The organism is Photobacterium sp. AWH4_225, from assembly GCF_056158405.1.
The window spans coordinates 2,028,212-2,047,419 of record NZ_JBSWTF010000001.1; the positions used below are offsets into that span (position 1 = coordinate 2,028,212).

Sequence of the window (19,208 nt, forward strand, 5' to 3'; positions counted from 1 at the left end):
ACCGATAACGACACCTGCAACGCTGAGTGCTACCGAAGTAGCGGCTTTCTTAGTTGTCATGCCAGTGCGACTCCTTCCATCACTTCATTGATTGGGTACTGGCGGCCGACTTCCATCCGGGCCATGGCCTGAATCAGCACCGCCGCCGTGTTGTCGTTGGTCGCATCCAAAACCTGGTACTTGTCATAGCCAGTCCAATTGGCAACCATGTTGGCGTAATGGTCGCTATCGTTCTCATGGCTCGGCGCAAAGGTATGGATAATGTCGTTGATGGTCGTTACCCCGCGCTTTTGATAGCTGCGCAGGATACGGGCCGCCGCGCGGAAACCCCATTTATCATCTTCAAAGATGACAAAGCGGCCATCGCTCGACACTTGGCCACGCCAGTTGTTGTGCTTGCTGTATTCGATATTCAGCGGGTTGTGGTTGCGGATACCACGTGGCATTCCTGTGGTCATGTCTTCGTTCATTCCTTTGTTGTTCATCGGTTGCCGTGGCTGGTCACTTGCGCTAACCAGCCCCTTGCGGCTGTTGAGCCATAACAGCACCATGGCTAGTGCTATCAGCCATTTCATTAGTAGAACCCGAGCCCAACAGGCATCGCACTGTATTGCATACCAATCATCCCGTAATAGTCGCCATCGTTATTAACCTGACTGGCAAAGTCCTCGGCGCTGAATGTTAGCGTGACAGAATCAGGTTGGATGTCGGTCACTTGGGCGCTGGGTTTCATTCGGGATTCAACAACCACATGGTGCTCAGGGTTGAAGATGTATGGCAGGTGGCGCCGGAAGTTGAATTTCACCACGTTAGGTGCGACGATTTCAGCGTTGTCGCTAATCTGGTTGCGCCAGCCAAACGCACGTCGGTACGCATCAGAGTTGTGTGAGTTGACAAAGGCAGACGGGTTATCGCCGTATTTATCGGTGTGCCATAGCTGGGCGTTATACACTCGGCCAGACTGTGCTCCTTGCACTTGGATATACAAGGCCAGTGTTCCGGCATCGCCATAACGTTTGCAGCTAACAGTATCTGTTTCGATGGTCACGGGTAGCCATGGTTCGGACTCGGTAAAGGTATGGGTCCTTTCGCCCATGCGTTGGCTGACCTTCAGCTGACCTGCGGGGTCATGCCATAAACGCGCAATGCCAATAGTCACGGTTTGCCCCTCAACGCCTGACATCGACACGCGACCTTTCAAGGCTTGGTGCTGAAAGCCGTTACATGGCACAGACACCACCTGATAAAGCGTGAAGCTTTGCGAGAAGTACAACAGTACCCCGCTTTCTTTATCAATGGTTGGGTAAGTGTCGTAATAAGAATCGGACAAGCCATCCACTCTAAAGCTGGATGCGCCGTTGTAATCGCTTGGCACCTCGACCGCCCAGTCTGGGGCAACCATCATAGAGTTGCGCCCGTTGCCAATGGTGCGCGACAAGTCGAGCGTTTGACCTACCTCGGAGATAAGGTGGCGGCCATTGGATTCAAGCTCCATGTTTTGATTGAACTGCGAGTTTGCCAGCAAGTTAACCGCGGCGGGTTTGAGTTCACCCAGCAAGCGGTATAAATCCGCGGCCGTGGTGTCGAACGCCTCAGCCAAGTATTCAATCTTGTTTCGAGCGCTACCTGCTGGCAGCGATTCACGAAGTGTTTTCCCTGTCATCGTGTGACCTCGATAATTTGGAGTGTGTCACCGTCGTTGCCTGTAAAACTTACAGCAGCGGTGGTTTCAAGTTTCAATTGCTCACCTGCGGTCAGTGTCCAGCCTGTACCCAAGGTGATCGTATCGGTATTGGTTGAGCTGGCTTTCAATAAAATGTGACAGCGTGACGAATTGGCAGCTAAATCAGCAATCCCTTCGGTAATTGTCAGTAAGCTATCAATAAAGCCATCGCCGCCAACAGGCTTGGTCAACAAAGAAGATGTAGCATAAACGCGAACCGCTTGCCCGCTCTCAAATTTCACCCTTGGCAGCTCTGTAATAGCAATCTGCTGTCCATCATCTAAAGATACTGCTGGTAGTTGTGACACGGTCACGGCTTGATTGGGCTCTAATTGCACCTTTGGCATCTGAGTGACACCGACGGACTGATTCGCCTCTAGTTGTACCTTCGGTAACTGCGACACTACTACCGCTTGCCCATCAACTAACGCTACTTGAGGCAACTGGCCGATATTGACCTGCTGGTCGGGTGACAGGGTCACTGGTGGCATTTGTGTAACAGCTACTTCTTGCCCGTCTGTTGGTGGAATATAGCGACCAAAACCACAAATGATGGTGACTGTCCCAGCCTCGCCCATGTTCTCAACAGTCACGCGGCCTGTCAGTTGCGGGTCGATAATCTGAGCGCCCTGCTTCAAGCGGTAATCGCCACGCTCAGTAGTGATAGATACCGACTCAGTACATGCCTCGATATACATAAACTCGCCCACGGCTTGAAACTGTGAACGCTGGCGCGGCTGCATGATTTGGTGAAAGTTCATCGCTTACCCCCAAGCATCATGATCGCCATGAATGTCATTACCAAACCAACAACAATGGTCATTTGTCGGCTCGTTGCCACTTGGCCGCCATCAGAGTTCATTGTTGCCAGTTCCGTTAAGGCTTCTAGGTTTTCGGTGTTCTGTGCGGCTTGGCTTCCTGCTAACCCTGCGACCATTTGTAGGTTTTCATGGTGGGCTTGGCTCACTTCTTCAATGGCGTTATTGCTTAGTTCGGCATTAAGCTGCATCGCATCACCACCGAATTGAAGCGCACCTTCTAGCGAATCACGGCCAAAGTTCATGGCTTCATCGATGGCATCCTTACCAAAGCCGAGAGCCTTATCGACCGAGCGCTCTCCCATATCTAAGGCGGCTTTAGATACTTCAGTGTTACTTTTCAATGCCTCAGTGGTGACTTGGGTGTTGCTACTTAATGCAAGCTCTCCCATTTCGGCCGCTCGTTCCATAGCCCCATGATCGGTCATCGTGACATTAATATCGGAATCATTGACGCCGGATAGCATCAAGCCATTATTATCACCACTGGCAGCCGCCGAACCGCTAATGTTGTCGGTGTTATTCGTGGTATTGGTTGTAGTGGTAGTCTTGTTACTACTCTTACTCTTCCCGCCCATAATCTGCCTTAATCATCAAATATCCTTCCCCGTCCTTACCATCTTCAAACACTGGCAAGCCGATCATGCGCAAGTAACGCAGTTGAGCTGGGCGCATGGTATGGCACCGGATGAAACGGCAGCCAAGCTGCCGACCATATTCAAACAGTGCTAATGCTCCCGCTTTCAAATCCCCAGCAAAGGCAACGGCGACAAGTTCAAGGTCATCATTGGGATATTGCTCAACCCTAATTAACGCGTAAGAATCCCCAATTTGATAAACAGCTTCCCTGCCTGCCAGTACTTCCCTGTAAGCCTCTTTGGCATAATCACCCAATGCAGATTCAAGTAAGGGGATCGCTTCTTTCCATGTGCATGGCTTCAAAATCATTTCTTCACCATGATGTAGAAAACGGCGACACCCGCCAGTAACAATGCCCACGTTGGAATACCATTGTTACTGCCCATGTTGATTGAGCCACCTTTGAAGCCCGACTCATTGCTGGTTGAATTGCTATTGGTTGTTGTGCTGGTTGCAGTAGATGGCCCTGCCGAACCACCTTGCAAACCACCACCGCCAGTTAGTGAGGTCATTGCACCAAACATTACTTCACGACTCCTGTAATATTGAGCAGCCATAGCAACATCAGAACAGCCACCAAGATTTTGAACGTACGAGCGAAGGATTCGCCGCTAAACAAACCAGTGACATAACCAATGGTTCCGGTCAGTAAAGGCCAAAATAGAAACGGCATTATTTCCCCCTAAGCAGAACAACCAAAGCGAGCAAAACCATACCGCCACCCATCAGCATCATGGGAGTGTTGTTTGATGGCATGGTATAAATCGGTTGCCCTGTCGGTTGCTGTGCTGGCTCTTGATGTTGAGGTGTCCGGTTTTCTTCCGGTGCAGCCGAGGCGGCTTTATTAGCCTCGTTATCGAACCAAGAATCTAACCAGGCTTCACCACCTGTTGCAGCGGTATCCCAAACCCCGCCCAGTGTTTCCCCAAGGCTATCAAGTAGACTCATCGCGCCCCCTTAGCCTTTGGTCGGCAATGCGTTTACCTGTTCGACGGCTTCGATGATCACCGGTACGCTACCGACTTCCGATTTATCCAGCTCAAATGCGAGTTGGCTACGGGCGGCTGTATTCAACATGCCATCAGCACCAAAGCCATAGCGGATAAAATCGAGGCTGAACCAATCAGGATTTTGCTCTTTCTTGGCCTGCGCCAAGTCGTAAGCGTTATCTTCTTTGGTGACGTTCATTTCTTCGAAGTTGTCACGCAGAACGCGAACACGATCGACGGAGCTATCAAGGAAATGGATGCGCTTGAGGTTCAGTGCCGGGCTACGTTCAGAGAAATCAAACGGCGTGCGGCCTGTTGCCGAAGCAAACCAAGTGAGCTCGTAGATGCGCGGCATGTAGTAACGCACCGATTGTGCTGGCAGCACATGGGCACGGGCGCGGATACTTGGCGCGGTGATTCCGGCTGGTTTTGACTTGAGGGTGATATACACAAACCAAATTTCCCCAGCCAAAGTGACAAGGTCGGTTTGGCGTACACCAATCTTGGTGCGAAGTGTGGCATCACCAAAAGAAATGACATAGCGCCCGTCTTGGGCGTAGTTTTTGCGGTGGGCTTGTAGCTTGACCAGCGTTTCGCCAGTGATATTGATTTTGGCCGAACCATTCAACGACACTTCAACTCGTTCAATGTCGCTTGGATCGGTAATGTCCGTAACTAGTTCAATGCTGTGATAGGTTGGCCCTGATACCAGACGCAGTGACGCACGGTTGCCCCAACCTACACCCTCGACCGGGTCTAGCTCTTTGGGGCGTGGCGCGAATGGGGTTTGCACTAATTCCATAATGCGCCCCTTACCCGATTGCGTCTTCAACGGCATCAACGTTGTTCGATGCCCAGACTACCGCGCCAGCGACCATTAACGCGATCACCCCGGTGATCACATAGCCCTTAGTTTTTGCACTCATGATGTTTGCTCTCTGTTGGTTAACAAAAGTTCCCCATCAGGAAAGCAAGTGATTTGGTTTTAAGGCAAGCACAAAAAAGCCCGCTAAGGCTATAGGTTAGAGGGCTTTTTTATTTTTGACTCAAGTCTAAATCATTCCGAGTTTCAAGCAGGTAGAATATTTATTCCTATTTTCCAAACAATACTCTCTCCTTGGTCAATCATATCAATACTAACAGGCACATTTGGTATCACTGAATTAAATAAAGATACCTTTATCAAAGCTTCTTTATCATGAACCAATGTGTATCGTTCTGACTCAACAAATGAGATGACGAATGGGCATTTAAACTGTTCATCTGGCCAAGTGAGCATTCCTTTATTAAAAATAAAACCACTATTTTTTAAAATCCCCATGGCTTTTTTAGTTACCACAATATACCTACCATTTTTTATAGGTAACGTATCATTAGCTGACATGGATAGTTTTTCGTTGATAATAAGTGAGTTAACTACTCTTATTAAGTGGTTTTTAACTATATACCCTAAACCTGAATAGGCATAATGAACACCTGTATTTTCCAGTAATGACTCTCTAGGTCTTTCAAGGTTATAAATTGCTCCGACTTTCGAATTTATTAAAACCCGATCGAATATTGGGAAATCATTCAATACTTTTTTTGATTCATCTAAAAATCCATATATAAACTCTGATTTTAATTTCTTACTTATCGGCGAACTAGACCTTTTACTCTTTAAAGTCACTTCGCACTGTTTCTTTATATCACTTATTATCTGACTATACACTTCAATCAACTCTGTCTTGGATACAGAGTGAAATAATATAAGCTCTTGTATCGCCGAATCCAACAAAACACTACTAATGGACTGTTCGAATTTATCAATACTCTTAAATAAAGATTTCAACTCTGATATATTAAGCTGATTTAAAAAAACAAGTGAAATTTCTTTTACGCGACCAGTTAATATTCTTTCAGTTAACTCATAAACAAAAAGAACCGCTAAACCTTTGAGTAAATAGCCCGACCAATTTTTAATACTAAAAGTATTCCACCTATCAAAATTATTGTATTGAGATAAGTTAGTCAATATTTCGTTAATTGATGAAGGCAGCAAGTTATAACCTATATCAAAAACGTCACTTCCTATCGGGTTCTTTGCTTCCCTACAGGATATTATTACTGATGGGTCAATACTAGCTGATAATGATATGAAGTTTAATATTTGATGATCCATGATTCTTCTTAAGCGAAACTTTAAAAGTTCCTCTCTTAACTCAGAGAACACACCGTCAATATCAACATCTAAATCAGAGTCAATTTCTATGATAATATCAGATTTAAATTTTTCTAGTTTATCTATTATATTATTTACACCATCTACTTCATTAATTTCACTCTCAATAAATTCTGTGAGTTTTCTTGCTGATTCCAATCGAAAGAAAATATTATTTTGGGATTGAACAAAGTATGGGAAATCATTTTTTTCATTAGTGAAATTGATGGCATTACTTACTGATTCAAATAGGGATACTAAACTTTCAGAATCTTTGTTAATAACATTTAGTTGTATTAATTGTCTAAAGTGTTCAGCTAAGGTGTCTTGAACTTGAATATCCCATTCACCTAACCAGTTTGAATCAGTAAAGACTCTACCTGACGATAATGGTTTATATTTAACATATAAATCACTTTCTACCTCATCAGCTAAGGTTCGGAGATTAGATATTAGGTAAGTATAATCACTGCTATGTTTTGACTTAATAGCCTTTGTGACTAAATAGGAATAAAAACATGCAGCTTTTACATACTTTCTACTATAAATTTTATCGGAAAAGGTTCTACAAATGAATTCAACACAATTTATATACTCAATAAATTGCGCTTTATTAATGTTATTTAAATCTGATGTAAGATTATACCCCAAATTTCTAAATTCATCACTTATATCTAGATGAGATGGATCATTTTTCACCCGGTAAGATTCAAATTCAGAAAGCGCCCTTATTTTTATAGAAAAAAACAGCTCGCTGTCTTTTAAAAGAGTATTGTAATCAACGTAATCATAGATCCATTCGGCTGAGTTGACAACTTTATAAGTATGTTCGAAGTGCTTAGATACCAAAAAAACCAAATAAAAGAAATTGAAAAAGAAGTACAAGTTAAAAATTAATACAATTGAGCTGTTAAATGTAATTACCGAATGGAAAAATTTAAATGCAAACACAATACATAAATAAATTAACAGCTTTTTATTTAAATCTTTAGGTTTAACAGTGGCACTCAACTCAATTAACTGAATCATGCTGGGTGATTTATATTTATCCGATACCCATTGTACAGTTTGTTGAGCAAATGGAATTGCTATAGCGGATAATGCAGCAAATAGTGTCACTGTATCTGTCAAATAAGAGCTATACTGAGAGCTGGCATTTTCCGCCCATATAAAGAGTGAACTTTTTTGATAAAGGTTTAACAACACTGAATACGCTACAATGCTGCCATTGATTAAATTTTCCATTAAAAACTCAAATGAATACAACCTTTATACATCATACAGTTAGCGTATTCTTTCATCAATATTCATAAACGCTTATGTTAAGCATTAACTGATTTTCACCACATTATCTCTCCCCAACTCCAGTCTTTGCCATTTTGTAAAATATACTCAAGCTTCTGCAGATTCGTAATCTCACCAGCCGGTATTCCCGTCTTCTGCTGCAAGTAACGCGCACTATCATCAGCTTTTTGCATCATGACACAGGCGAACTGGCAGTTATCAATAATGGTTTTTGATACCTCCTGCCCACGCTGGAACATGTTGATGGAGTGAAGCCCAAACTTGCGCCCTAGCCTCAAGACTTTGCCGTGGTAGCCAGTGGCTTTGCCTGAGGTGCTGGTATGTTCGGCGACTTCTTCACATATCACCTTTAGTGGTTTCTTGTGTTTGCCGTTCCCCATTCCCCAAACCACCATGCAGAACTTGTCGAAATCATCTTCAGTGGTTTCGTGATTTGGGTAATACGCAATCTTAAAGCCTTGATTGGTTTTACGCCCCGCTATTAATGCAGTAGCAAAGGTTTTCAATGTGGCATAGCTGCGAACCTTGCGTCCAGCCAACTTACCTTCGTAATCGCCTAGCGGGTCAAAGATGGCGACTTGGTCTGTTGGTTTGATAAACAGCTTTTTGGCTGCGGAGGTTTTCCCGCAGCCAGACATACCAACCACGTAGACATGATGATTACTCAGCGCATTGTTTTGGTTGATAGGTTGTAGTTTCAAGCGGCCTCCTGCTGATTATCATCATTAGCGGCTTGCTTGGCCTTTTTAGCCAATTCGATATCTTCAACTTTAAGGCCGCGAACCTGCATATAACTAGATAGCCCGAGCATACCAATGGCAGCTACAGCCATGATTTCATCCATGTACTTAGCCAACCAAGGTGGCGGATTGCCTCCATACTTCACGATTAGCGGTGCAATCTTTTCGGCTACGCTCTCGGCTTGTTCCGGATCAAACTGAAAGCGTGGGTGAACCATAGCTTTCATGGTCTGCTCGATAGTCATCAAGCCCACAAACACCATCGCGCCAGCGGCTTGGGTTTCTAGTTCTTGTTGCTGCACTTGGTTATCGGCGACAGTTGGATCAAAGTCATCATCCAAGCCGTTAATGAAATCTTTCTCGTCTTGCTCGTTGTGGCTTTCCAGCCCTACATCAGTATTCAGCTCGTCATCATTGGCGGCTAAGTTTTCGGTATCCATACTAAATCTCTCGGTTCGTTTAGGTTAAAAGCGGGCAATCATGCCGCCAGTTAGCGCGCCAAGCACAACCCCCGCAATCACTGACTTCCAGCCGGACGGTTTTACATCCGGTTGGGATTCGTATTCGGGTTCCGTTTGGCTTGTTTGCGGTTCAGCCTCGGTTATAGCTTGCGTGGTTTCGGTTTCTAATTTGGTATCTAGCTCGGTTTGTTCCGGTTCGATTTTCGGCTTGGGTTCGCCTTCCGATACCACTACTGACAGGGCTTGTTCGGCTTGATGCAATGCTTCAATACTTGGGTAAAGCTGCTCGAAGCGTGACTGCCAATATTTTCCGGTTTGCTGGTTGGTGCCGCAGTCGTCACAAATCGCATACAGGTACTTGGAGCGTTTGCCCCTCGCCCGGTGGATGGTGCGGACATTGCCGCACTCACACCGATTAATCCCTTCCACTTTGTTGGCCGACGCACGAACGGGCATTGATTCAGCCATGTTTCCCCCTTTGCTCTAATTCCATCAATTTGTTGTTTACCCCTTGCATCCAGACCAGCACTAAACGAAGCGGTGACATGATTTTGCTGGCGAACGGGTTTTTCGCTGCCTTGTTAACTTCGTCCTTGAGCTGGTCGGTGATTTGGTTCAGTTCTTCCATTTGATAGCGTCCTTTACGCGGCTAGTTGCTGATTTTGGTACCACTCGAGATCAGCTTTGGCGGCTGATAGTTCAAGTTCGGTCGGTTCTTCCCTATTTGGAATAAGCGGGTCATTCAAGACGGATTTCCAATAAGCCTGTTTGAGCAAAAAGCGCTTGTACTGGTGGTGGTACTCTCGTTGGGCAGTTGCTCGGGCTGCGGATACGTTTTGGTGATAATCGGGGTCATCGTCTGTAAATTGCATCGACCAGCCACGCGCACCTGCCGCCCAAAGCAAAAAGTCATAGGCTTTGTCTTCGGCCTCTTCGCCTTCGAACGACAAACAGAAACGGTTCTTGGTGCTGGCATGAATACCGCGGTCTTTGATTTGCTTATTGATGGCTTGTTGTTGGCCCTCAAGTCGGGCAATTAAGGCGGTCAGCTTTTGGATAGCCGCCTTGGGCCGTTGGGCTTTTTTCGCAATGGCTTTGGCCTTGATAGCCTGCTCTTTTTTCTTTTCGAGGCGGTAAAGGCTGCGCTGCAGTGGCTTTTTCCAGTGCTCCAACCGATAGCCACACTCTTTGATGATCGCGGCCATGTTGTGCGCTTCGAAATTGGCTAAACAATCCCAACCGGGAGCACGGCTACAACGGGCAATGTTGTAGCGGTTGCCTTTGATTAAGCCTTGGTCGGCGTTCTCGCCTTTGGCTGCATAGCCAACGGCCTTAATAATGTAGGAGCCGGCCGCTTTAGGTTGGCGGATACACTCCAAGTGGGCAAAGCCGTTACCCCAAATACCTTCTAATCGTTCAGACCAGGCTTGGAAATATTGCTTATCCACTTTCCAATTCATGATGAGGTGAACATGCGGATTGGGTTCACCGTCTTCATTGGCCGGGCACTCGGCTACCCAGATGTAATGGAATGGCTCGGCAATGCCGTCGAGCTCGAACGGTTCGCCATCAGCATCTATGCCTTGCCAACCACGCTGAAACATCTTTTTGATGCCATCGAGAAAGCGTGAGACTTCACGGCCAAGCGTGGTATCGCCACCAAAGATGGCAAGGCGTTGTTCTAGGGTGAAAGTCAGGGTCAGAAAGGTAGTAAACCCGCCTTCGCAAGCGGCAACATACGCACCAGATTCGAAAATCTTGGTAACGGCACGTTGGGTTAGTTTTTCGGTGTAGCGCTCCCCGCTTTGTGGGTCTGGTGCATCACCCGGGCGGGTTTGGGTGTGGTGCAAAATACGGTAGCTGCCCGACCATTCGCGGTGCATCAACCGGACGGTGGATAAACGCTTGTCCATAGGCGCATCAGGAAGATCATACAGGCGGTCATGGTTGTAGTGAGACTCGGTGCTGTCCAGTTCGATATCACGGCGCTGTGCCTTGCGTAGCTTGCCCACACGGCTGGATAAATTAACTACTTTCGGGTGTGTCGGACTTTTGCGCCCTTGGACAAGCCTATTGTCTCCGTCACTTCGTGCCGCCGCTTCGCGGGTGTGATCTGCGTATAATTCACGTCCTTGTTTGGCGAAACCTTTAGTGCGCACATAGTGAAGTTGGGCAAACTGGTTAAGTTTTAACTGTTCGTGTTTTAACCACTCGGCAGAATTGGAACCAAAAAAACCAGCATCATGGCTGGCAATGTTCATTTTGGTTTTGTCATGTGGCTGGACAGCGCCAGCCACATATAACAGATCGTTAATGGGGAGCATCAAAGCCCTCCCATTTCAGTGATAGCTCGCCGGAACGCAACATAAATGCGGCGAAATTCGGCAGCATCATTAAGAAAGAATGCGGCTCCTTCTTTATCACCTAAACGTCGATGGTGCTTCACCATCTTCATAGAGTGTTGCCATTCAACTAATGCATGCTTTGACATAAAATCGGCAGTCACAGCTTTATCCAATGGGACTGCAATTTCGTGCAGTGGCATAGAAGAAACCGCCGCCCCCAATTTGGGGGCTTTGGCTGCTTGCTTAGGGATAAAGTTTAGGTTAGTCATGGGTACCTCCGAGCTGCTCGTTGACTGCAAGTAATAACCTGCGTGTAATTTCACAGTCTGCCATTGCTCGGTGGGCTTTCAAGTCAGTAATATCAATGCCTTGCTGTTCTGCGGCGTTTGTCAGGCTTTGCCATTTAAAGTTGCCGTGGTGTGCATTCCACTCACCATAGAACTCTGCGTACCACTCCATGACGCATTGGGTTTTAAATGGCAGAAAGTCAATACCATACCGCTTAAGACTTTGGCGGATTAAGCGAACATCAAAGGCGGCGTTATAAATCAAAACATCACGCCCTTTGATGGCTTGAGCTAATTGCTTATATACAATTGGGAACGTAGACGCGCCAACTAACATGCGGTTGGTAATGCCATGGATTGCCATCGCCTCACCGGGTACTAGCTGTGCTGGCATCACCAATGTATCTAACAATGGTTGACCTGTTTTTGCAGCTATCACCGAAAGTTCAACGATTTCTGCATCTTCGTATAAACCAGTGGTTTCAGTATCCAGAATAACGGCATTGTTTAGGCTAATAGGTTTCATGCGACAGCCTCCTCACGCTTAGCAATGGCATCACGCAATCTTTGCGAATGCTGAAACTCTGGCTTCCTGCGACGAACCACCACAGCTGTTGCAGCGGCTTGAGCTTTAAACAAATCATCGATATCAATGCCGTCAAGTCCATAACGGTAGGCCATCCTTATAGCATCCTGCGAAGAATCAAGAGGGCATTTATAACCGTGATATCTTCCCAAAAGGATTGCGCTACTAAGGCGCTCGGCCTGATAGAACAATTTATATAGTTCTTTATGAACATTCATTTTGCACCCCCTGCCATCAAGTCACGGTTATATTGAAAGACGGCTAATTCCTTGAGGTACTGGCGCTGTTCACTGGCGCGTTGTTTGGTGGTTTTGAAGCCAAACTTCTCACGAAGCTGGCGAACGGTCTTGAGAGATCGTTTTGTTAGTTCAGGTTTTGGGTCAATACACCCGGCCATATCTGGACAGGGTCGATGTATTGGGTTGCGAGTTGTTATGTTTGAATTGTCCATTTGCTAGTATCCCTATAAGCAAGAATGTGCATACAAGTATTAGCAAGTTAAATCTTCATATCAAGACGCGACTTACTATGGGAATCATCATTTTGATCGCCTAAACTTTAACAAGTCGCGCGCATGGGAAGCCTTTGAATGACTTACACAATTGAATTAATGGATATGGTTAAAGCCAAGTATAAACTGGGCTCAGACTACCAATTAGCTAAAAAACTCAACGTAACAGGTGCTAGAGTAAGTAACTGGCGTTGTGGTAAGAATTCTATGGATTGGGATATCGCCTTTAAAATCGCGGACTTACTTAAAATTGACGATCAAAAAGTAGTTTATGGATTGTTGAAAGACAAGTATGAAAACCCTCGTATAATCAGTGCATTAAGCGAGAATAGTCCAATTTAAATGCCTTTTGCGCATTTCACCCTATGGTACATAATGCGCACTGAGAGTGTAAGATCTAGTTAGAAATGTCAGGTTTGAGCCAGATTGAAATGTCGTGTTGTTCTAGCTTCAAAACACGCTTTCTTTTCCGTGTTTGGAGCCCTTGGATGCTATTGACCATGACTGACAATGAATTACTGAGAATCAAACTAATCCAAGACATCTGTGATAAACGGATCACCGGTGTCGATGCTGCCCGCTTACTTAAACTCAGTCCTCGCCAAGTTTATCGCTTGGTCAAACGCTTCATCGAATTTGGTGCTGCTGGTTTGGTTTCTTTAAAACGTGGTCAGCCTGGCAATCATCGCCATGAAGAGAAATTAAAATTACAGACACTGGCCTTGCTCCATCAGCAATACGAAGATTTCGGCCCGACGTTGGCTCATGAAAAACTCTCTGAGCTTCATGATATCCATGTTTCCGTTGAAACCTTACGCCAATGGATGATTGCCGATGGTCTCTGGGTTCCCCATGCCAAACGCAAACCGCGAGTTTATCAACCTCGTCATCGCCGTGATTGCCTGGGTGAACTGGTTCAAATTGACGGCTCCCATCATGACTGGTTCGAAGGTCGTAGTCCCAAATGCTGTTTATTGGTATATATCGATGATGCCACTGGCCGCCTGATGAACCTGCGCTTCAGTGAAACCGAATCAGCTTTCGATTACATGGTGGCTACCCGCGAATACCTTGAGCAACACGGCAAACCCACTGCATTTTATAGTGATCGGCATGCAGTTTTCCATGTCAGCAAGCGGGATGCCCGCACTGAACGACTCACCCAGTTCGGCCGGGTCTTGAACGACCTCAATATCGAACTGATCTGTGCCAACAGTTCGCAAGCCAAGGGTCGCGTTGAACGCGCGAACAAAACGTTACAGGATCGCTTAGTCAAAGAAATGCGCCTGCAAGGCATTGATACGATTGAACAAGCTAATGCATGGCTCCCTGACTTCATCGCGGATTTCAACCGCCGCTTTGCCAAGCCTCCGCGGTTTCCGAAAGACTTACACCGGCCTTTGCGGGAAACAACTGATGAACTCAATGATATTTTTGCCTGGCAAGAACTACGTAAGCTCTCCAAATCACTGACATTTCAATATGATAAGGTTGTTTACCTCATTGTTCGAAAAGAGAAAACAACATAAAAGTGACAGGATAACCTCCTTGTACATGGCCTGTTTGAGCCACTATTTTTTCCAACTAATAAGGCTTTGGGTTAACTGCCCCAACCTAGACCCTCGACCGGGTCTAGCTCTTTGGGTCGTGGCGCGAATGGGGTTTGCACTCATGATGTTTGCTCTCTGTTTGTTAACAAAAGTTCCCCATCAGCAAAGCAAGCAATTTGGTTTTAAGGCAAGCACAAAAAAGCCCGCTAAGGCTATATATTAGCGGGCTGTGGTTATTATGATCTAGTTTGAAATGTAATATCCCACAACTTACTGTTTATTTACATTTAACGCCATCAGGTAACTTTACTTTATAACTATAGTCTTCAGGCTTAATAAAGTTTGCTCTTGAAATTGTTTCGCCAATGAGAAAATCATAAAGAAAGTCACTATTACATTTCTCATTAAATGTTGAACCCATTGCAAAAAGCACTTTATCTTTCGTAACTAAATCATAGTAATGAAGTGTGAAAAAGTGATGCACCATAGTTCCTGTCTTTGTCGATGAGCCTGTTACCCCTAATACTTTCTGATTTGACGTATTACATGTAGCTGTCACGCCAAACCCTGTACATGTTGTTGTAGAGTAACCACTGTCAACCATTCCATAGTCGGCTGACTCATAAGTATAGCTATCATATTTTTGGTCTAACTTTATGTAGGCAGCAGCAAGAGCTACGACTCCCTGATCATTAAGTTCACGCTTAGAGTAGACTTGTGTAAAGCCACGTTTTTGTAGCTCCTGAATCACTGTTTTAATATAAAACTTTGAAGATAAGTCATTTTCTTCAAAAGTATCAACGACTATTGGTGTATCTAAATAGAAGTTTACATCAGGATCTAATACTGAGTATTGGCTCGCTTTTATGGTAGTTTGGCACCCTGAAAGCAACAAAATGATAGATAGAAAAAATAAAGTTTTTTTCACTTGGCATCCCTGATCAAATTATAACTACATTAAGAAACTTGGAATATTACACTTAACAAACAACATGTAGTATTCACTAGTAATAATATTTTATTTTCCACAAATATACTCTATTACAAAATTCACCATTTAATCATATCAAGACCCCATGCTTTACCATCCTGCAAAACTTACTCAAACTTTTTTAACTGACTAATTTCGCTCGCAGCTATCCCCGTCTTTTGCTGCAAGTACCGAGCACCATCATCAGCTTTTTGCATCATGACACAGGCAAACTGGCAGTTATCGATAATGGTCATAGATACTTCCTGACCTCTTTGGAACATGTTGATCGAGTGCAGACCAAACTTACGCCCTAGCCTCAATTTACAGTGGCAACAGTCGCTTTTCCTGCGGTACTGGTATGCTCGGCCACATCTTCGCTGGACACCTTTATTAATAATGCGCGCATTGTCATATGCTCACTTCAACTTGGCACTTATGACATTAGTAAATATCCATTGGACCCCACTGCTGTTTTTCTCTACTGTAAGCCACCTTTACTTTGTGGTTATTGATGATGTTCAAACAGTGGTTAGCTTTTAGCGTATTGGTGGTTTTAAGTGGATGTGGTTCTTCAAGCGGTGACGCATCTGAACAACCAATTGAGCCGCCGAGCGAAGAGGAAAAGTATGCCGAGTTCGAAGCTAACCTCATGAACCTGTACGGTCTTGAACAAGGCACCATTGAGGCTTTTTGCTCGCCAGACTACGTTGATTGTACTGTTCATAAAAATGTAAACCTCATCACCTTTAATTCCGTCAATGATACGACGACTTGTTCAATGGGCGTTGGTAGTCTTTACCCTGAACTTTCGGAAGTTATCTGGGATATAGATAACGCCACCATGACAATCACCTATCGTGAAAATTATGGGCAATGCGCTGGTTCAGCACAGATCACTCAATATTACCCGCAACAGCGTGGTAGCTATATTGGCTGGTCAACAAACAAGGTAGAAGTTGAAGATGCCGCTATTACTCAAGAAGAGCCAAAGCCAGGTTACGATCTGAGCTTAGAGTCAACTTTCACTTTGTCGAGCTCGACTATTACTCAAGATGAAATGCTTAGCGTACTGACAAAGTACTGCGACGACCCTACCTTTTGTGGCGAAATGTCTACTATACCGTTTAGCCTCGATACGATTTTGGCCGACTTTGAGGATGGACAATCCGCAGTTAAGATTTCAGATTTTAGCTACAACATTGATTTATCAGGCTACGAGCCGACTAAGGCTTTTATTGAAAAGACTTGGTTCTAATCATACTTATCTATATTTTCAATAAGTTAAACGCAAAAAAGCTACAGTGTCACTTATTGCAATATTGCGTGACACTGTAGCTTTTAAGGTCTAATTATCCCGCTTTACTTCGTTAACTCGATGATTTCAACTTGTTGAAATACGCATCCCAAGTGATATGTGGCCTACCTGCTGCCAGTTCAAAATGGCTCGGGTTATCGGCTGCACCTTCTTGGATACCTTGATAGATCCCAGCGATCACTGTTCCGATAAAGTCCCCTAACTCTGCGATACGGTCTTGGCGATACTCTTCCACACTCATTGGCATGTAAGTTAAATCGGTGCCGAACGCAATATTCATGTAATCAGCGAGTTGGTATTGGGTAATGGCCTCGCCATGTAAGTTGTAAGTTTGGCCGTTGTGTTTGTCTTGCGTCAGCATTCTTGCGTAGGCATAACCCAGTTCTTCACGTGTTGTATAACCACATTTACCGTCACCGGCACAGTTATAAATACGTCCAAGTTTCTTGTAGCTTTCTATGTATTCAATATCTGGTTCGATGTAGATGCCATTGCGTCCAATCACCCACTCTAGCCCGCTTTCACGAACGTCTTGTTCTGTCTGGCGGTTACTTTGAATCACAGGAGAAAACGCAGTACCTACCTCAGCACCTTGCACACTGGTATACACAATCTTTTTCACACCAGCTTTCTTCGCTGCTTCTATCACATTGCGGTGTTGCGCTATGCGTTTGTCTGGTGCATCCATTCCGGAGACGATCAAGAGTACATCAACAGATTGCAACGATTGTTCTAGTTGTTCTGGCTGGTTGTAATCACCTGGCCTAACGTCTACCCCAAGGTGTTTTGCATTTTCTGGGGTTCGAGCAAGTGCGATAACGTAATCTTTAGATGTAAGTTCAACAGTTGCTTTAACAATGGCAGCGCCTAGTTGGCCACTTGCTGCAGTTATGGCGATTTTCACTGACGATTCCCTCATGGTGAAATGAGAAAGCCCATGCGTCTAGAGCACAGTCCTTTGAACGATATTAGACTAGAAACTGCATTTTGCGCGGTGCCCGTTATCACAGAAAGTAAAGATAAAATAGAAAGTTACAGTGTCTCATTATTGCAAATCAAGCTTACACGATTAGTGACACCGTCACGAAACATAAGCTAACTACACGCCTATCCATTTTCGTCATGCATTATTTATGGCCACCTCCATTCGAGCGTTTGTCAACGCCGCCATTGATAATAGCTTTGCAAAATATACTTCGTTTTCATCAGCAACAACTGAGCATGAGGAATCCGCTGGGGAGTCAGTCGGCAACCCTTTTTCATCCACTGGACACGAAACATCAGTAGTTCAACAGATGTTTCATTTTGGGATGTGCATCAATACGCCGCAGAAAATACGCATTACTTGGATAATCCTTTGTTAAGAGAGCACTCTCAACACTTTGCCAAAATCGGTAAGTTGAGTACTTCTAGTAAGCATGTCAATAATTGAGTAGGTTTATATGTAACCTATCAGCTCAGACAACTTAGATGGATTTTTTATAAAAAGCACAAGCTATAAGTTATAGTGCACTAGATTGACCGGCGAACAATATTCATTAAAATCAATAGCATAGTTAAAGTGAAAATTAATTAATGTGAATTATCACCTGCAATTATTTCAATTGAGCACACTATTAATTAGTCTCCTCACCGCTTTAGGAGATTAATATAATGAAATTTACTTTACCGATTTTTGCCCTTGGCTGTGCCATTGCAACCTCTGCCATTGCTGGTCCTGTTGAGCTTCAACAGAACTATTCTTACGTTTCGGCTGGCTATCAGTATTCACTGTTTAGTGAATATCTTCCTACTGATATCAACAGTAGCTATGACAATATGTCTGGTTACTACGCCCGTGCCAGTATCAATCCAGTAGACCAAGTATTTCTTGAAGGCCGCTACGATGACGTATCGCGTGACCGTCTCGGTTTCAGCCATTCACTGATTGGCCTTGGTTACTATATGCCTGTTGGCAAAAGCAGCTCGGTATACGCCCTTTTAGGTGCCGAGAAGCTCACCGCAGAAATGGACCTGTCCAATCCTCTATTTTCTGATATTTCACTAAGCTATTCAGATACCGCATTTACTGCGGAGATTGGCGCCAAAATTAACCTTATGAAGCGCTGGACAGCAGAGCCTGCTATTCGTGTCGCGACATTTGATGAACCTCTTTACGAGCTGCGTTTAGATAACCAGGTTCACCTGACTGAGGCGTGGAGCATAGAAGCGAACATTGCACACCGTGCGATGGACCTAGGCACCTCACAATTGGGTGAGCTTCCTGTTCTTAGAGAGATGAACTTCCGACTAGGCGCTCGCTACCAGTTCAATATATTGTAATTCAACGATAATTAATATTAATTAACTGCGCATTTGGGTTTTCTGATTGTTGTATGTGCTAAGTTTCGAACGCCATACAATAACAAGGAGATCCAAATGCTAAGTAAAGTCATACCCACCCTACTGCTCACTTTAGCTGCAGCACCAACAAGTGCCGAAGTGACGCTCATTAACCCTTTTCATGTTCCTGAATCTCATGAACAAGCGGTGCTCGATCACTGGGAGCAAGCCAGAGATTTTCTTGTTACTCAACCAGGCTATATATCCACTTCGTTACATCGCTCTATTCAGCCTAATAGCCAATTCCACTATATCAATATCGCCAAGTGGGAATCAGACAGTCATTTCAAATCTGCAATTGCCGCTATGAACAAGTCGTTACCACCATTGAAGATCCCTGGCGTCGAATTTTACCCAGCTCTGTATGAAGTGATCAGAAACTAA

The 19,208-nt window shown here is 44.8% G+C and carries 26 protein-coding genes and 1 pseudogene; 5 read left to right on the forward strand and 22 right to left on the reverse strand.

Annotation, left to right across the window (positions count from 1 at the left end):
* Window positions 1–56 precede the first annotated feature (56 nt).
* The 19 genes from ACXAD4_RS09665 to ACXAD4_RS09755 all read right to left on the reverse strand — a co-directional run bounded on the left by ACXAD4_RS09665 (window position 57) and on the right by ACXAD4_RS09755 (window position 12,544).
* A complete protein-coding gene (locus ACXAD4_RS09665; RefSeq protein WP_475240972.1) occupies window positions 57–575 on the reverse strand; it encodes a virion protein in 519 nt (172 codons plus the stop codon).
* On the reverse strand, window positions 575–1,663 hold the full coding sequence (locus ACXAD4_RS09670) for a hypothetical protein (RefSeq protein ID WP_475240974.1): 1,089 nt from the start codon (window positions 1,661–1,663) through the stop codon (window positions 575–577). The genes ACXAD4_RS09665 and ACXAD4_RS09670 overlap by 1 nt, the downstream gene beginning before the upstream one ends.
* Window positions 1,660–2,484 carry a hypothetical protein gene (locus tag ACXAD4_RS09675; protein WP_475240975.1) on the reverse strand — a complete coding sequence of 275 codons (825 nt, stop codon included), beginning with the start codon at window positions 2,482–2,484 and terminating at the stop codon, window positions 1,660–1,662. Before ACXAD4_RS09675 ends, ACXAD4_RS09670 begins: the two co-directional genes overlap by 4 nt.
* On the reverse strand, window positions 2,481–3,119 hold the full coding sequence (locus ACXAD4_RS09680) for a chemotaxis protein (RefSeq protein WP_475240976.1): 639 nt from the start codon (window positions 3,117–3,119) through the stop codon (window positions 2,481–2,483). The genes ACXAD4_RS09675 and ACXAD4_RS09680 overlap by 4 nt, the downstream gene beginning before the upstream one ends.
* Window positions 3,103–3,489: a hypothetical protein gene (locus ACXAD4_RS09685; RefSeq protein ID WP_475240978.1), complete on the reverse strand. Its 387-nt coding sequence runs from the start codon at window positions 3,487–3,489 to the stop codon at window positions 3,103–3,105. Before ACXAD4_RS09685 ends, ACXAD4_RS09680 begins: the two co-directional genes overlap by 17 nt.
* Window positions 3,486–3,704: a hypothetical protein gene (locus ACXAD4_RS09690; RefSeq protein ID WP_475240979.1), complete on the reverse strand. Its 219-nt coding sequence runs from the start codon at window positions 3,702–3,704 to the stop codon at window positions 3,486–3,488. The genes ACXAD4_RS09685 and ACXAD4_RS09690 overlap by 4 nt, the downstream gene beginning before the upstream one ends.
* Window positions 3,704–3,853 (reverse strand): hypothetical protein, encoded by a 150-nt coding sequence (locus ACXAD4_RS09695; protein ID WP_475240980.1) that lies wholly within the window; start codon window positions 3,851–3,853, stop codon window positions 3,704–3,706. Before ACXAD4_RS09695 ends, ACXAD4_RS09690 begins: the two co-directional genes overlap by 1 nt.
* Complete coding sequence (locus ACXAD4_RS09700; protein WP_475240981.1) at window positions 3,853–4,128, reverse strand: hypothetical protein; 276 nt, start codon at window positions 4,126–4,128, stop codon at window positions 3,853–3,855. Before ACXAD4_RS09700 ends, ACXAD4_RS09695 begins: the two co-directional genes overlap by 1 nt.
* Before the next feature lie 9 nt (window positions 4,129–4,137).
* Window positions 4,138–4,971: a major capsid protein P2 gene (locus ACXAD4_RS09705; RefSeq protein ID WP_475240983.1), complete on the reverse strand. Its 834-nt coding sequence runs from the start codon at window positions 4,969–4,971 to the stop codon at window positions 4,138–4,140.
* Window positions 4,972–5,238: 267 nt separating this feature from the next.
* Window positions 5,239–7,614, reverse strand: a complete 2,376-nt coding sequence (locus ACXAD4_RS09710) for a hypothetical protein (RefSeq protein WP_475240985.1) — start codon at window positions 7,612–7,614, stop codon at window positions 5,239–5,241.
* A 95-nt stretch (window positions 7,615–7,709) separates the two neighbouring features.
* Complete coding sequence (locus ACXAD4_RS09715; protein ID WP_475242748.1) at window positions 7,710–8,312, reverse strand: ATP-binding protein; 603 nt, start codon at window positions 8,310–8,312, stop codon at window positions 7,710–7,712.
* Between the two features lie 59 nt (window positions 8,313–8,371).
* A complete protein-coding gene (locus ACXAD4_RS09720; RefSeq protein ID WP_475240987.1) occupies window positions 8,372–8,854 on the reverse strand; it encodes a hypothetical protein in 483 nt (160 codons plus the stop codon).
* 24 nt (window positions 8,855–8,878) lie between these two features.
* Window positions 8,879–9,343 carry a hypothetical protein gene (locus ACXAD4_RS09725; protein WP_475240989.1) on the reverse strand — a complete coding sequence of 155 codons (465 nt, stop codon included), beginning with the start codon at window positions 9,341–9,343 and terminating at the stop codon, window positions 8,879–8,881.
* Window positions 9,336–9,503: a hypothetical protein gene (locus ACXAD4_RS09730; RefSeq protein ID WP_475240990.1), complete on the reverse strand. Its 168-nt coding sequence runs from the start codon at window positions 9,501–9,503 to the stop codon at window positions 9,336–9,338. Before ACXAD4_RS09730 ends, ACXAD4_RS09725 begins: the two co-directional genes overlap by 8 nt.
* 13 nt (window positions 9,504–9,516) lie before the next feature.
* Window positions 9,517–11,199 carry a rolling circle replication-associated protein gene (locus tag ACXAD4_RS09735; RefSeq protein WP_475240991.1) on the reverse strand — a complete coding sequence of 561 codons (1,683 nt, stop codon included), beginning with the start codon at window positions 11,197–11,199 and terminating at the stop codon, window positions 9,517–9,519.
* Complete coding sequence (locus tag ACXAD4_RS09740) at window positions 11,199–11,489, reverse strand: hypothetical protein (RefSeq protein WP_475240993.1); 291 nt, start codon at window positions 11,487–11,489, stop codon at window positions 11,199–11,201. Before ACXAD4_RS09740 ends, ACXAD4_RS09735 begins: the two co-directional genes overlap by 1 nt.
* Entirely contained in the window at window positions 11,482–12,033 is a 552-nt protein-coding gene (locus ACXAD4_RS09745; protein ID WP_475240994.1) for a 3'-5' exonuclease, read from the reverse strand. The genes ACXAD4_RS09740 and ACXAD4_RS09745 overlap by 8 nt, the downstream gene beginning before the upstream one ends.
* Complete coding sequence (locus ACXAD4_RS09750; RefSeq protein ID WP_475240995.1) at window positions 12,030–12,311, reverse strand: hypothetical protein; 282 nt, start codon at window positions 12,309–12,311, stop codon at window positions 12,030–12,032. Before ACXAD4_RS09750 ends, ACXAD4_RS09745 begins: the two co-directional genes overlap by 4 nt.
* Window positions 12,308–12,544: a hypothetical protein gene (locus tag ACXAD4_RS09755; protein WP_475240997.1), complete on the reverse strand. Its 237-nt coding sequence runs from the start codon at window positions 12,542–12,544 to the stop codon at window positions 12,308–12,310. Before ACXAD4_RS09755 ends, ACXAD4_RS09750 begins: the two co-directional genes overlap by 4 nt.
* A gap of 138 nt (window positions 12,545–12,682) precedes the next feature.
* Between ACXAD4_RS09755 and ACXAD4_RS09760 the strand changes: the two genes are divergently transcribed.
* Together ACXAD4_RS09760 and ACXAD4_RS09765 are read left to right on the forward strand one after the other, a co-directional pair.
* Window positions 12,683–12,946, forward strand: coding sequence for a transcriptional regulator (locus ACXAD4_RS09760; RefSeq protein WP_475240999.1), 264 nt, complete (start codon window positions 12,683–12,685; stop codon window positions 12,944–12,946).
* Window positions 12,947–13,104: 158 nt separating this feature from the next.
* A pseudogene (locus ACXAD4_RS09765) lies at window positions 13,105–14,124 on the forward strand (ISNCY family transposase); the annotation flags it as partial.
* 307 nt (window positions 14,125–14,431) lie between these two features.
* Here ACXAD4_RS09765 and ACXAD4_RS09770 read toward each other — a convergent pair.
* A complete protein-coding gene (locus ACXAD4_RS09770) occupies window positions 14,432–15,082 on the reverse strand; it encodes a lipoprotein (protein ID WP_475241001.1) in 651 nt (216 codons plus the stop codon).
* Between the two features lie 170 nt (window positions 15,083–15,252).
* Entirely contained in the window at window positions 15,253–15,381 is a 129-nt protein-coding gene (locus tag ACXAD4_RS09775; protein ID WP_475241003.1) for a hypothetical protein, read from the reverse strand.
* A gap of 257 nt (window positions 15,382–15,638) precedes the next feature.
* On the opposite strand from ACXAD4_RS09775, the gene ACXAD4_RS09780 reads away from it, so the two are divergent.
* Window positions 15,639–16,382, forward strand: a complete 744-nt coding sequence (locus tag ACXAD4_RS09780) for a hypothetical protein (RefSeq protein WP_475241004.1) — start codon at window positions 15,639–15,641, stop codon at window positions 16,380–16,382.
* Between the two features lie 112 nt (window positions 16,383–16,494).
* On the opposite strand, the gene ACXAD4_RS09785 is transcribed toward ACXAD4_RS09780, so the two are convergent.
* A complete protein-coding gene (locus ACXAD4_RS09785; RefSeq protein WP_475241005.1) occupies window positions 16,495–17,346 on the reverse strand; it encodes an SDR family oxidoreductase in 852 nt (283 codons plus the stop codon).
* 749 nt (window positions 17,347–18,095) lie between these two features.
* Between ACXAD4_RS09785 and ACXAD4_RS09790 the strand changes: the two genes are divergently transcribed.
* Window positions 18,096–18,764: an outer membrane beta-barrel protein gene (locus ACXAD4_RS09790; protein ID WP_475241007.1), complete on the forward strand. Its 669-nt coding sequence runs from the start codon at window positions 18,096–18,098 to the stop codon at window positions 18,762–18,764.
* 96 nt (window positions 18,765–18,860) lie between these two features.
* Window positions 18,861–19,208: an antibiotic biosynthesis monooxygenase family protein gene (locus ACXAD4_RS09795; RefSeq protein ID WP_475241008.1), complete on the forward strand. Its 348-nt coding sequence runs from the start codon at window positions 18,861–18,863 to the stop codon at window positions 19,206–19,208.

What these genes read in the sequence shown, in the direction of transcription:
- ACXAD4_RS09665 (WP_475240972.1), bottom strand. Translation starts at nt 575, where the DNA reads ATGAAATGGCTGATAGCACTAGCCATGGTGCTGTTATGGCTCAACAGC.
- ACXAD4_RS09670 (WP_475240974.1), bottom strand. Translation starts at nt 1,663, where the DNA reads ATGACAGGGAAAACACTTCGTGAATCGCTGCCAGCAGGTAGCGCTCGA.
- ACXAD4_RS09675 (WP_475240975.1), bottom strand. Translation starts at nt 2,484, where the DNA reads ATGAACTTTCACCAAATCATGCAGCCGCGCCAGCGTTCACAGTTTCAA.
- ACXAD4_RS09680 (WP_475240976.1), bottom strand. Translation starts at nt 3,119, where the DNA reads ATGGGCGGGAAGAGTAAGAGTAGTAACAAGACTACCACTACAACCAAT.
- ACXAD4_RS09685 (WP_475240978.1), bottom strand. Translation starts at nt 3,489, where the DNA reads ATGATTTTGAAGCCATGCACATGGAAAGAAGCGATCCCCTTACTTGAA.
- ACXAD4_RS09690 (WP_475240979.1), bottom strand. Translation starts at nt 3,704, where the DNA reads ATGTTTGGTGCAATGACCTCACTAACTGGCGGTGGTGGTTTGCAAGGT.
- ACXAD4_RS09695 (WP_475240980.1), bottom strand. Translation starts at nt 3,853, where the DNA reads ATGCCGTTTCTATTTTGGCCTTTACTGACCGGAACCATTGGTTATGTC.
- ACXAD4_RS09700 (WP_475240981.1), bottom strand. Translation starts at nt 4,128, where the DNA reads ATGAGTCTACTTGATAGCCTTGGGGAAACACTGGGCGGGGTTTGGGAT.
- ACXAD4_RS09705 (WP_475240983.1), bottom strand. Translation starts at nt 4,971, where the DNA reads ATGGAATTAGTGCAAACCCCATTCGCGCCACGCCCCAAAGAGCTAGAC.
- ACXAD4_RS09710 (WP_475240985.1), bottom strand. Translation starts at nt 7,614, where the DNA reads ATGGAAAATTTAATCAATGGCAGCATTGTAGCGTATTCAGTGTTGTTA.
- ACXAD4_RS09715 (WP_475242748.1), bottom strand. Translation starts at nt 8,312, where the DNA reads ATGTCTGGCTGCGGGAAAACCTCCGCAGCCAAAAAGCTGTTTATCAAA.
- ACXAD4_RS09720 (WP_475240987.1), bottom strand. Translation starts at nt 8,854, where the DNA reads ATGGATACCGAAAACTTAGCCGCCAATGATGACGAGCTGAATACTGAT.
- ACXAD4_RS09725 (WP_475240989.1), bottom strand. Translation starts at nt 9,343, where the DNA reads ATGGCTGAATCAATGCCCGTTCGTGCGTCGGCCAACAAAGTGGAAGGG.
- ACXAD4_RS09730 (WP_475240990.1), bottom strand. Translation starts at nt 9,503, where the DNA reads ATGGAAGAACTGAACCAAATCACCGACCAGCTCAAGGACGAAGTTAAC.
- ACXAD4_RS09735 (WP_475240991.1), bottom strand. Translation starts at nt 11,199, where the DNA reads ATGCTCCCCATTAACGATCTGTTATATGTGGCTGGCGCTGTCCAGCCA.
- ACXAD4_RS09740 (WP_475240993.1), bottom strand. Translation starts at nt 11,489, where the DNA reads ATGACTAACCTAAACTTTATCCCTAAGCAAGCAGCCAAAGCCCCCAAA.
- ACXAD4_RS09745 (WP_475240994.1), bottom strand. Translation starts at nt 12,033, where the DNA reads ATGAAACCTATTAGCCTAAACAATGCCGTTATTCTGGATACTGAAACC.
- ACXAD4_RS09750 (WP_475240995.1), bottom strand. Translation starts at nt 12,311, where the DNA reads ATGAATGTTCATAAAGAACTATATAAATTGTTCTATCAGGCCGAGCGC.
- ACXAD4_RS09755 (WP_475240997.1), bottom strand. Translation starts at nt 12,544, where the DNA reads ATGGACAATTCAAACATAACAACTCGCAACCCAATACATCGACCCTGT.
- ACXAD4_RS09760 (WP_475240999.1), top strand. Translation starts at nt 12,683, where the DNA reads ATGACTTACACAATTGAATTAATGGATATGGTTAAAGCCAAGTATAAA.
- ACXAD4_RS09775 (WP_475241003.1), bottom strand. Translation starts at nt 15,381, where the DNA reads ATGACCATTATCGATAACTGCCAGTTTGCCTGTGTCATGATGCAAAAA.
- ACXAD4_RS09780 (WP_475241004.1), top strand. Translation starts at nt 15,639, where the DNA reads ATGATGTTCAAACAGTGGTTAGCTTTTAGCGTATTGGTGGTTTTAAGT.
- ACXAD4_RS09790 (WP_475241007.1), top strand. Translation starts at nt 18,096, where the DNA reads ATGAAATTTACTTTACCGATTTTTGCCCTTGGCTGTGCCATTGCAACC.
- ACXAD4_RS09795 (WP_475241008.1), top strand. Translation starts at nt 18,861, where the DNA reads ATGCTAAGTAAAGTCATACCCACCCTACTGCTCACTTTAGCTGCAGCA.